Below are 11,392 nucleotides of genomic sequence, written 5' to 3'. Positions count from 1 at the left end.
TTTATTCTTCTTTTGTCGAACAAACATCAAGGTAAATATAAGCCAAAAAGTGCTGGGACACCCAAAAATCTAAATAAATACAGTTAACAAGCTGATAATCAAAGAGAATTTCAAGCCAAATAAAAAACCGCGGAAGACAGGAAAAAATTTACAACAAAAAAACTGGTCAATCAACAGAAATTTAGGATAATACAAAAGTTTATTTCTCCATTCTCAGACTTATTAAAAGTCGGCTTTCATAATTATTATACCCAAACCGTGATATAAGGGCTGCCATTTCGTATACCCGAAAGAAACTTTGAAAGTTAATGGAGATGAGTGATTTTATGGCTGCTGACCTTAATGAACAATCAGACAGCCAAACCTCAGTAAATTAACCTTTTAAACTTAATCACAACTGTCTTTTTTGAAAAAATATAGTCCTTGTTTAAATTGTATTTTAATCTATACCACCAACAATACCTAAATTTTCTAACTGCGCTTCAACGTTACCGTTAAGCGAGCCTGATTTATCTGTATAAACCAGCATCATTTCCTCTGCCTTTTCGACCATATTTTTTGAGCCAATAAAAATCGGTACTCTTTGATGAAGTTCTGAGGGACCTATATCTAAAATTCGTTCGAAGCCAGTAGAGGCTTTTCCTCCAGCCTGTTCTATGATAAACGCCATGGGATTACATTCGTAAAGTAATCTTAGTTTTCCGTTTGGAGATCTGGAAGTTGTAGGGTAAATATAAATTCCACCTTTAATCAAGTTTCTATGAATATCGCCAACCATTGAACCTATGTAACGTGAAGTATATGGTCGTTTTGTAGCATCATCCTCTACCTGGCAGTATTTGATATATTTTTTCACACCATCCGGAAAATGTACATAGTTACCCTCATTAATAGAATACATATAGCCAGTTTCAGGCATTTTCATGCTCGGATGCGACAAACAAAATTCGCCTATAGAAGGATCTAAAGTAAACCCGTTCACACCTTTACCCGTAGTGTAAACCAACATAGTTGAAGAGCCATAAATAATATAACCCGCAGCAACCTGCTGCGTGCCTTTTTGCAAAACATCCTCAAGGCTTGCTTTTCCCTCAGTAGATTTACGCCGATATATAGAAAATATGGTTCCTACAGCAACATTTACATCTGTATTTGATGAACCATCCAAAGGATCGATGCAAACGATGTATTTAGCATTTTGAGAAACAGGAGATTCGATATGAATAATCTCATCCTCCTCTTCGGTTGCAACTATACAACACTCACCCCCACTTGTTAATGCTGCTATAAATTGCTCATTCGCATAAACATCTAATTTTTTTTGCTCCTCACCTTGAATATTTGTAGTACCCATATCACCCAGAATATCAACCAAACCAGCCTTATTTACCTCTCTGTTTACAATTTTAGCTGCTATTGCAATATCCCGTAAAAGCCTCGATAATTCTCCTTTCGCATAAGGAAAATCTGCTTGTTTTTCTATGATAAATTGTCCTAATGTTTTAACGCCACAAACCATACTTAGTGTATTTTTTACATTATCTACCCGATAACTCTATAACCTCTAAGGTATGAATATTTTCATCAGTAATACAAAAACGAACTAAGGTCCTAACCTTATGCCACCCATTTTTACCTGCAGCACCGGGGTTTATATGCAAACATTTTAGTTTTTCATCATACATCACCTTTAAAATATGCGAATGCCCAGTTATAAATAATTTAGGTGGCTTAGTGTAAATTTCCGACTTAATTGACGACGCATACTTCCCAGGGTAACCACCTATATGAATCATCAATACATCAACGCCTTCGCAGCTAAAACGATTTTGCTCAGGAAAATCACTTCTTATTTCAGAATCATCTATGTTACCATATACACCTCTAAGTGGTTTAAAAGCAGCCAATGGTTCTGCTACATTTGGCCCAAAATCACCGACATGCCAGATTTCATCACAGTCTTCAAAGTGCTTAAAAACACTTTCATCCAAATAACCATGTGTATCAGAAATCAAACCTATTTTTTTCATATAATGAGGTAAAATGTAAATATTTTCAATTTAAATAATGCTAAAAATATCGAAAGACAATTTGGAGTGCACCAAAAAAAACCTTGCCCAAATCAAGATAAAAAAGCAACAAACCAATACAAACTACTATACAATCTTATCATTCCAAAAAGCTATATACTAGTGCCTTTTAATTTATCAATTAACGTATTAAAAATTCAGAAAAAAATCTTTAAGTAAACTCTTATAAGCTTCAGTATGCACATTCATTGATTCGTAAATGCAAAAATCCCACTCATTAACCACCACTTTTTCTCTCGTAAGGCAAATCATAATCCTAAACGTAGGCTTATCTTTATCAGAATGCATACTAATTTTTTCAGACACAAATAAATTAACATTAGCGCCTATTCTTTCAACCTCTGTCGCCTGCTTTACTGGAAGAACCATCCATAGCTTGCCTTTATTTGAAAGTATTTTAGCCGATTTACGAACCAGAATGTCAAAAAAATCAACATCAGCATGCCTGGCTATTCCTTTGCGTTCTTCTTCATTTTTTAAATCATTAACAAAAAACGGAGGATTAGAGACTATCAAATCATAATTAGTTTCTGTTTCGAAATCTTGAAAAGAAGAATGATAAACATTAATTCGCTCAGAAAATATAGATTGCATTGCATTCTGCCTCGCCGCATTAGCCGCTTGCGAATCAATCTCTACTGCATCAATTTCAGCATCTAAAAATCTTTGCGCTAACATTAATGCAATTACACCAGTACCAGTGCCAATATCAAGTATCTTTTTAGGTTCTGCATGCGAAACACTTGTGGCTAGCAATACCCCATCGGTATTAATCCTCATTGCACACCCAGTTTGATCGATATCGAATTGCTTAAATTTGAAAATATTTTTATTTGCCTTCAACTAAATGAGTTTAATTTTATTTATCCACAACTAAAAAATGTATAAAATACTATAAATCAATAATTTAAATAAATAACTATTCAAAAAACGGTCAATAAACTTCAGCTGTTAGTAAATTCAACAAACGGTTGTTTTAAATGTCAATTTTCATCCCTTATGTTTGTTTTAGCAATTTGAATGATCCGTGTTTATACCGGACTTTGAATTGTTAAAATAATTCGTACTCGATCGGTATTTAAATAGCCAACAACTAAATTGTTGGCTATTTTGTTTTATGCCAGGTTATTTTTCATATAACTCCAAAGGCAATCCATCAGGATCGGCAAAAAAAGCAAACCGTTTATCAGTAAATTCATCAATACGAATAGGCTCTGTTATAATTCCATAAGTACTTAACCTTTCTATCTCTTTTTCCACATCATCCACTTCGAAAGCCAAATGACGTAAACCTTGCGCTTCGGGCCTTGAAGGTCTGGGAGCAGGGTTTTCAAAAGAGAAAAGTTCTATCTGATAAACATCATTAACGGCCAAATCTAATTTATAAGATTTTCTTTCGGCTCTGTAAACTTCAGCCAATACCTTGAAACCTAATTTATTAATGTAAAAATCCTTAGATTTTTCGTAATCAGAGCAAATTATAGCAACATGATGAATGCGGTTAAACATATTTAGAAAATGAATGAATTTCGAATGATTGAATAAATGGCAAAGTTGCAGAAAAATGATTGAATTTTGAATTAGAGAATTAGAAAATGCCAAGGCAAGGCGCCAAAGAGATTGAATTTTGAGTATTCATCATCTCATTAACAAATTCAATCGAGGAAATTACAAACATTATATCATTCAGAATTCATTCTATCATTAATATATGCCATCATTAAATTAAAAAAACCTAAATTTGCAGCTTCAAAAAAAAAGCATGATTCATTTCTTCTTAAGTCAATCCGAGGCGGTTTTTGTTTTACAAACAGAACACGCCCTATCAGCAACTGATATTACAAAACTAGAATGGTTATTCGGCGGTGCCAAACTACAAAATGAAACTGCGCTGAGCGGTTTTTTTGTTGGCCCACGTGCTGCTATGATAACACCATGGAGTACAAATGCGGTAGAAATTACCCAAAACATGGATATCCATGGAATCATCAGAATTGAAGAGTTTCAAAAAGTTGCAGAAGACTTTTCAGATTATGACCCAATGCTTTCTCAAAAATACGCTGAACTTGGTCAGGAAGTTTATACCATAAACATAAAACCAGAACCCATCTTAGAAATTACAGATATTGCAGCCTATAACAAACAAGAAGGACTTTCTTTAAGTGACGAAGAAGTTGAATATTTAAATACGCTTGCAAAAAATTTAGAAAGGCCGCTAACAGATTCAGAAGTTTTTGGTTTCTCACAAGTAAATTCAGAACATTGCCGTCACAAAATTTTCAATGGTAAATTTGTTATCGATGGTGTTGAACAACCAACTTCCTTATTTAAATTAATCCGTAAAACATCAGAAGAAAACCCTAACGATATTGTTTCGGCTTATAAAGATAATGTTGCCTTTATAAAAGGTCCGATTGTACAGCAATTTGCACCAAAACGTGCCGATGTACCGGATTACTATACAACAAGCGATTTCGAATCTGTTATTTCGTTAAAAGCAGAAACACATAATTTCCCAACTACCGTAGAACCTTTTAACGGCGCTGCAACTGGTTCTGGAGGAGAAATTAGAGACAGATTGGCTGGTGGACAAGGTTCTTTACCTTTAGCAGGAACAGCGGTTTACATGACGGCGCTTTCTCGTTTAGAGGAAAACCGCCCTTGGGAACAAAGTGTTGAAGAAAGAAAATGGCTGTACCAAACACCAATGGATATTTTAATCAAAGCATCGAACGGTGCTACTGATTTTGGTAACAAATTTGGCCAGCCACTAATTACAGGCTCGGTTTTAACTTTCGAACACGAAGAAAACGATCGCAAATTAGGTTTCGATAAAGTGATTATGCTTGCCGGAGGTATTGGTTACGGAAAAGCTAGTCAGGCTAAAAAACAAAAGCCACAAGAAGGCGATAACATCGTTGTTCTTGGTGGCGAAAATTATAGAATTGGTATGGGCGGTGCAGCAGTTTCATCAGCTGATACTGGTCAACATGGCTCTGGAATTGAATTAAATGCAATTCAACGTTCAAATCCAGAAATGCAAAAAAGAGCTGCTAATGCCGTTCGTGGAATGGTAGAAAGCGAACATAACACTATTGTTTCCATCCACGACCATGGCGCTGGTGGTCACTTAAACTGTCTTTCAGAATTAGTAGAAGAAACGGGAGGTAAAATCGATTTGGATAAATTACCTGTAGGCGACCCTACCCTTTCGGCAAAAGAAATTATTGGTAACGAATCTCAGGAACGTATGGGCTTGGTTATTGGCAACGAGCATATCGAAACATTGCAAAAGATTGCAGATCGCGAACGTTCGCCAATGTATACTGTTGGTAAAGTTACCGGCGACCATCGTTTTACATTCGAATCGGCAACTACAGGCGCTAAACCGATGGATTTTGAATTGAAAGACATGTTTGGAAGTTCTCCAAAGGTTATTATGGAGGACAAAAACTTAAACCGTACTTACGAAAGCTTAACTTACGATTCTACAAAATTAAACGATTACTTAGAGCAAGTTCTTCAATTAGAAGCGGTAGCATCTAAAGATTGGCTAACTAATAAAGTAGATAGATGCGTTGGCGGTCGTGTTGCAAAACAACAAACTGCGGGTCCGTTGCAACTGCCTTTAAACAATTGTGGTGTAATGGCTTTAGATTTTCTTGGTAAAGAAGGTATCGCAACATCAGTGGGGCATGCGCCGATTTCGGCTTTAATTGATCCTGCAGCAGGTAGTAGAATTGCCATTGCAGAATCACTTTCTAACATTGTTTGGGCGCCTTTAAAAGATGGTTTAAAAAGCGTTTCGCTTTCTGCCAACTGGATGTGGGCTTGCAAAAATGAAGGTGAAGACGCAAGATTATATGAAGCTGTTAAAGCTTGTTCAGATTTTGCTATTGAGTTAGGAATCAATATCCCAACGGGAAAAGATTCTTTATCGATGAAACAGAAATATGCTGATGGCGATGTAATTGCTCCTGGAACGGTTATTATTTCTGCAGGTGGCAATTGCGATGATATTACTAAGGTAGTAGAACCCGTTCTTCAAAAAAATGGCGGATCTATTTACTACATTAACCTTTCTAACGACAGTTATAAATTAGGTGGCTCATCATTTGCGCAAATTTTAAATAAAGTTGGCGATGAAACCCCTGATGTTAAGAATGCTGACAAATTTAAAACAGCATTCAATACGATTCAACAATTAATAAAAGACGAGCAAATACAGGCTGGTCATGATATTGGTAGTGGTGGTTTAATTACCACGCTTTTAGAAATATGTTTTGCCGATAGAGACTTAGGTGCCACTTTAGATTTATCTGCCTTAGGCGAAACAGATAGCATTAAATTACTTTTCTCAGAAAACATTGGCCTGGTTTTTCAGGCTAATGCAAGTGTAGAGACCGTTTTATCTGATAATAATATTGAATATTTCAAAATTGGAGAAGTAACTGCTAAAGCATCATTAGAAATTAAAAACGCCAATGATAATTTGAGTTTTGATATCGATACACTTCGAGATACCTGGTTTAAAACTTCGTACTTATTAGATAAGAAACAAAGCGGACCAGTTAAAGCTAAAGAACGTTTTGATAATTATAAAAATCAGTTATTAAAATATACTTTCCCAACACAATTTGATGGAAAGAAACCTATAATTGATGAACCAAGGCCAAAAGCAGCAGTAATTCGTGAAAAGGGAAGCAATTCTGAACGTGAATTGGCTAACGCTATGTTTCTGGCTGGTTTTGATGTTAAAGATGTACACATGACTGATTTAATTTCAGGAAGAGAAACACTAGAAGACATTCAGTTTATTGGTGCAGTTGGTGGTTTTTCAAACTCTGATGTTTTAGGCTCGGCAAAGGGTTGGGCTGGTGCATTTATGTATAACGAGAAAGCAAGAGTTGCTTTAGAAAATTTCTTTGCTCGCCCTGATACGCTTTCAGTTGGTGTTTGTAACGGCTGCCAGCTATTTGTTGAGCTTGGCTTAATTAATAAAGACCACGAAGAGAAACCAAAAATGTTGCATAATGAAAGTCATAAACACGAAAGCATTTTTACTTCGCTAACCGTGGCAGAAAACAATTCGGTAATGCTTTCTACTTTAGCAGGCAGCACTTTAGGTGTTTGGGTATCGCATGGCGAAGGTAGATTTAGCCTTCCTTATGCAGAAGATAAATATAGCATAGTAGCAAAATATGCGTACGAAAGTTATCCGGCCAGTCCGAATGGTTCTGATTACAATACGGCAATGATGTGCGATACAACTGGCCGCCATTTAGTAATGATGCCGCATATTGAACGTTCGTTATTCCAATGGCATTGGGCAAATTATCCTCAAGGTAGAAAAGATGAAGTTTCTCCATGGATGGAAGCATTTGTAAATGCTAGAAAATGGATACAGAATAAATGAAAAATAACAGAAAATGTAAGATGGACTGGAATTTATTTCCTTAACCATCTTACATTTCTTAAAATCCACCTTCCATCAAACATTCCATATCATTCCCTAAATCCCCTGCACATCTCGCCTCACATCTACACGCCAACCTATACCGAATATCTTATCCATATAAATAGCAACAGTTTTATTATAATCTTCAATAGAAAGGCCTGATGGCATAACACATCCAAAATCAGAATATTTGATTTTATATTTCTTCTCGAATATTTCTTGCCCCTTTTTCACCGAAGAAACAATCCCTCCTCTTAAAAGAAATTTTATATTTCCATTTTTGATATCTGCCTTAGCCAACTTAACGCTGTATGTTCTTGTAGTATCTGCAGCAGCCTTTACTTTGCCCGCAAAAACAAAGCACACGAAAAGAATTAAAATGTTTTTCATAGGTTAAATGATTAATTACTTATGCTAAAAGTGATTGGCATGTTATAGCGTACTCTAACAGGTGTACCTTTATTTTTTCCAGGTTTCCAAATTGGCGATTTCTTAATCACCTTTATTGCTTCTTCATCACAACCAAATCCAATACCTTTTAGTAAGGTTACGTTGCTTATCGAACCATCTTTCTCTACAACGAAACTTAAGAAAACTTTACCTTGAGTATTTGCTTCCTGTGCGGCGTATGGGTAACGAAGATTACGTTGGATGTATTTTGCCCAACCTTTCATCCCACCCTCAAACTCTGGATATTCATCAACGCCAGGTAATTCTATAACTTCATCTCCTGTTCCAGAAGCAGTTTCGCCGCCTTTTATCCCACCATCTCCGCTATTGGTGTTGTTTAGTATCACCAGGTTTGGTTTAATTTCACCATCCTGCGTTTTATTGCTAACAACCGCATCCTGAATATCTTTTATAGTTGGCGGTTCAGGCAAATCATTATCATTAACTACAATTATTTTTGATGGTATGGCAACAGTTTTGACCTTAATGGGTTCATTTTTTTCAGGCTCAGCCTTTTTAGGTTCATCAGGTTTTTTCATTTGATGAATAGCATCGACAAGCGTAGGTAAATCATTTTCGGTTACTGTTACTTGAGCTGATGCAGGAAATATTTCATCATAAATCATAGGCGTGATAAATACAAGCAGAAAAAATGTGCTTGCAATAAATAAAGCTTTCGTTAAAATTGATGATGATTGCGATCTCAGCACATAAGCACCATATTTTTTGTTTCTGCCAGAGAATACAAGATCGAGCCACTCGGTTTTGTAAACATTAATAGATGAGTTGAACATAGTTTTTGAATTTTAAACCATGATGTAAGAAAATCACTAATTCCATAAAAATTAAAAAACAGTTTAATTTTTACACTTTATTATAAATATCAGCCTAAACAATGTCAAAAGATTTAAGTTTAACAGGTGAATTTTTAAACACTTTTCAAAAACACTGTTTAATTTATCAAAAATGAAATTTTTCATCCAAAAAGCATTTTCATATTTCATTTTCAATAATTATTATTTATTTCGACAAATTGTTTCATAAAAATTAAGAAAATATACTATTTTTGACAAAAAACATAACAAATTAATGAAAAGCTTAAGAACCATCGCATTAAAAGAGGCTCAAAACAGAATTTCACCAGAAGTTAAATCACCATCATCAAAAATTTCTGACTTTTTTGGCTCGAATGTATTTGATAAGAAAAAAATGAGAGATTTCTTATCTAAAGACGTATACGAAAAATTGATTTCATCTATCAACCAGGGTGAATTAATCAATTCTGATGATGCTAATCAAATTGCAAATGCTATGAAAGCTTGGGCAATGGGCGCTGGCGCAACACATTACACGCACTGGTTTCAGCCTTTAACAGGTACTACAGCTGAAAAACATGATTCGTTTTTTGAGCCAAGCGGCGAAGGTGCTATCGAGAAATTTGCGGGTAGTGCATTAGTTCAGCAAGAACCAGATGCATCTAGCTTCCCTAACGGCGGTATCCGTAATACTTTCGAAGCTCGTGGTTATACCGCATGGGATCCTTCATCTCCAGCTTTTATTATGGAAAGTAAAGCAGGCAAAACACTTTGTATCCCTACAGTTTTTGTATCTTATACTGGTGAAGCCTTAGATTATAAAGCACCTTTATTAAAAGCGCTTTCTGCTTTAGATAAAGCTGCTGTTGATGTTTGTCAATATTTCGACAAAAGCATTACTAAAGTAAATGCTTCTTTAGGTATCGAACAAGAATATTTCTTAGTTGATGAGTCTTTATTTAACGCCCGTCCTGATTTGTTATTAACAGGCCGTGCTTTATTCGGACACATGTCGGCTAAAGGTCAGCAATTAGAAGATCATTATTTCGGTTCTATTCCTGAGCGTGTTTTCACATACATGGTAGACTTCGAAAACGAAGCTTTAAAATTAGGTATTCCATTAAAAACCCGTCACAACGAGGTTGCTCCATCTCAATTTGAGTGTGCACCAATTTACGAAGAAATCAACTTAGCTATCGATCACAATCAATTATTGATGGATTTAATGGAAAAAGTTGCTCGTCGTCATCATTTCCGTGTTTTATTACACGAAAAACCATACGCAGGCATCAACGGTTCCGGTAAACACAATAACTGGTCGTTAATTACTGATACTGGTAAAAATTTATTAGCACCAGGTAAAACACCTAAAAATAACTTAATGTTCCTTGCTTTCTTTGTTAATACAATTAAAGCCGTTAGCGAACATGCAGATTTATTACGTGCAAGTATTGCATCGGTAAGCAATGACCACCGTTTAGGTGCTAATGAGGCTCCACCAGCAATTATCTCTATCTTCTTAGGTTCTCAACTGAACGATGTATTAGATGAAATTGAGCACTCACGTATCAGCAAAAAAATTAAAGAAGATAATGCACTTTGGTTAGGCATTCCTAAAATTCCACAAATTTTGATGGATAATACAGACCGTAACCGTACATCTCCTTTCGCATTTACAGGTAATAAATTTGAATTAAGAGCAGTAGGTTCTTCTGCTAACTCTTCGGCACCAATGACTATCTTAAATGCTATCATGGCTGAACAGTTAACTAAATTCAAAGTAGAGGTTGATAAGTTAATTAAGAAAGGTGATAAAAAAGACATTGCTTTATTAACTGTAATCAAAAAATACATCAAAGAATCTAAAGCAATTCGTTTCGAAGGTAATGGTTATAGCCAGGAGTGGGAAGATGAAGCTGCAACACGCGGTTTATCAAACATCAAAACTACGCCTAAAGCTTTAGACGCGTATTTAACAGAAAAATCTGCAGAATTATTCGCTTCTACTGGTATTTATAGCGCACGTGAAAATCATGCTCGTCATGAAATCATGTTAGAAAACTTCTACAAAAAATTACAGATTGAGGCTCGTGTAATGGGCGAAGTTGCAAACACTTCAATTATTCCTGCTGCAATTGCTTACCAAAATTCATTAATCGAAAACGTTAAAGGATTGAAAGAACTTGGTATTGAAAGCAAATCATCTTTAGAAATTGTTAAAAAACTATCTGAGCACTTAGATATCGTTAAAACAAATATTGATGCAATGTTAGAAGAACGTAAAGTGACTAACAAAATCGAAGATACTCGTGAGAAAGCAATTGCTTACGATGAGAAAGTTAAATCTTACTTCGATACAATTCGTTACCACGCTGATAAATTAGAACAAATCGTTGATGATAGCGTTTGGCCTTTACCAAAATTCAGAGAATTGTTATTCATGAAATAACATAAAGGTATAAGCTAAAAGGTTTAGGGGCTGTATCATAAATAAAATGATCAGCCCTTTTATTTTGCTTAAATTTTTTATATTTTTTTATGTTATTTTTTTGGTTTAAAGTGTTGATTTTCATATATTT

General features: G+C 35.2%; 8 protein-coding genes. 2 read left to right on the top strand and 6 right to left on the bottom strand.

Features of this window, described 5'->3' with window-relative positions:
- Positions 1 to 439 precede the first annotated feature (439 nt).
- The 4 genes from fbp to gloA2 form a co-directional block, all read right to left on the bottom strand.
- A complete protein-coding gene (gene fbp, locus ACFOUY_RS09810) occupies positions 440 to 1,519 on the bottom strand; it encodes a class 1 fructose-bisphosphatase (protein ID WP_378960335.1) in 1,080 nt (359 codons plus the stop codon).
- A 19-nt stretch (positions 1,520 to 1,538) separates the two neighbouring features.
- The gene (locus ACFOUY_RS09805; RefSeq protein ID WP_378960334.1) at positions 1,539 to 2,030 is read right to left on the bottom strand and encodes a metallophosphoesterase family protein; all 492 of its coding nucleotides are present in this window, start codon (positions 2,028 to 2,030) and stop codon (positions 1,539 to 1,541) included.
- 189 nt (positions 2,031 to 2,219) lie between these two features.
- The gene (locus ACFOUY_RS09800; RefSeq protein WP_378960332.1) at positions 2,220 to 2,933 is read right to left on the bottom strand and encodes a tRNA1(Val) (adenine(37)-N6)-methyltransferase; all 714 of its coding nucleotides are present in this window, start codon (positions 2,931 to 2,933) and stop codon (positions 2,220 to 2,222) included.
- Between the two features lie 282 nt (positions 2,934 to 3,215).
- Complete coding sequence (gene gloA2, locus ACFOUY_RS09795) at positions 3,216 to 3,599, bottom strand: SMU1112c/YaeR family gloxylase I-like metalloprotein (RefSeq protein ID WP_378960331.1); 384 nt, start codon at positions 3,597 to 3,599, stop codon at positions 3,216 to 3,218.
- A 253-nt stretch (positions 3,600 to 3,852) separates the two neighbouring features.
- On the opposite strand from gloA2, the gene purL reads away from it, so the two are divergent.
- Positions 3,853 to 7,506 (top strand): phosphoribosylformylglycinamidine synthase, encoded by a 3,654-nt coding sequence (gene purL, locus ACFOUY_RS09790; RefSeq protein WP_378960329.1) that lies wholly within the window; start codon positions 3,853 to 3,855, stop codon positions 7,504 to 7,506.
- Positions 7,507 to 7,602: 96 nt separating this feature from the next.
- On the opposite strand, the gene ACFOUY_RS09785 is transcribed toward purL, so the two are convergent.
- Positions 7,603 to 7,938, bottom strand: a complete 336-nt coding sequence (locus tag ACFOUY_RS09785) for an FEKKY domain-containing protein (protein WP_378960328.1) — start codon at positions 7,936 to 7,938, stop codon at positions 7,603 to 7,605.
- An 11-nt stretch (positions 7,939 to 7,949) separates the two neighbouring features.
- Complete coding sequence (locus tag ACFOUY_RS09780) at positions 7,950 to 8,792, bottom strand: energy transducer TonB (RefSeq protein ID WP_378960327.1); 843 nt, start codon at positions 8,790 to 8,792, stop codon at positions 7,950 to 7,952.
- A gap of 295 nt (positions 8,793 to 9,087) precedes the next feature.
- Here ACFOUY_RS09780 and ACFOUY_RS09775 point away from each other — a divergent pair, with 295 nt between their 5' ends.
- Positions 9,088 to 11,262 carry a glutamine synthetase III family protein gene (locus ACFOUY_RS09775; protein WP_378960326.1) on the top strand — a complete coding sequence of 725 codons (2,175 nt, stop codon included), beginning with the start codon at positions 9,088 to 9,090 and terminating at the stop codon, positions 11,260 to 11,262.
- Positions 11,263 to 11,392 lie beyond the last annotated feature (130 nt).

This window comes from Pedobacter jamesrossensis, from assembly GCF_042650905.1.
Taxonomy (GTDB): Bacteria; Bacteroidota; Bacteroidia; order Sphingobacteriales; family Sphingobacteriaceae; genus Pedobacter; species Pedobacter jamesrossensis.
Note: the sequence above shows the minus strand (reverse complement) of the source record. Positions and strands in the feature narration are given on the sequence as shown.

What these genes read in the sequence shown, in the direction of transcription:
- fbp (WP_378960335.1), bottom strand. Translation starts at nt 1,519, where the DNA reads ATGGTTTGTGGCGTTAAAACATTAGGACAATTTATCATAGAAAAACAA.
- ACFOUY_RS09805 (WP_378960334.1), bottom strand. Translation starts at nt 2,030, where the DNA reads ATGAAAAAAATAGGTTTGATTTCTGATACACATGGTTATTTGGATGAA.
- gloA2 (WP_378960331.1), bottom strand. Translation starts at nt 3,599, where the DNA reads ATGTTTAACCGCATTCATCATGTTGCTATAATTTGCTCTGATTACGAA.
- purL (WP_378960329.1), top strand. Translation starts at nt 3,853, where the DNA reads ATGATTCATTTCTTCTTAAGTCAATCCGAGGCGGTTTTTGTTTTACAA.
- ACFOUY_RS09785 (WP_378960328.1), bottom strand. Translation starts at nt 7,938, where the DNA reads ATGAAAAACATTTTAATTCTTTTCGTGTGCTTTGTTTTTGCGGGCAAA.
- ACFOUY_RS09780 (WP_378960327.1), bottom strand. Translation starts at nt 8,792, where the DNA reads ATGTTCAACTCATCTATTAATGTTTACAAAACCGAGTGGCTCGATCTT.
- ACFOUY_RS09775 (WP_378960326.1), top strand. Translation starts at nt 9,088, where the DNA reads ATGAAAAGCTTAAGAACCATCGCATTAAAAGAGGCTCAAAACAGAATT.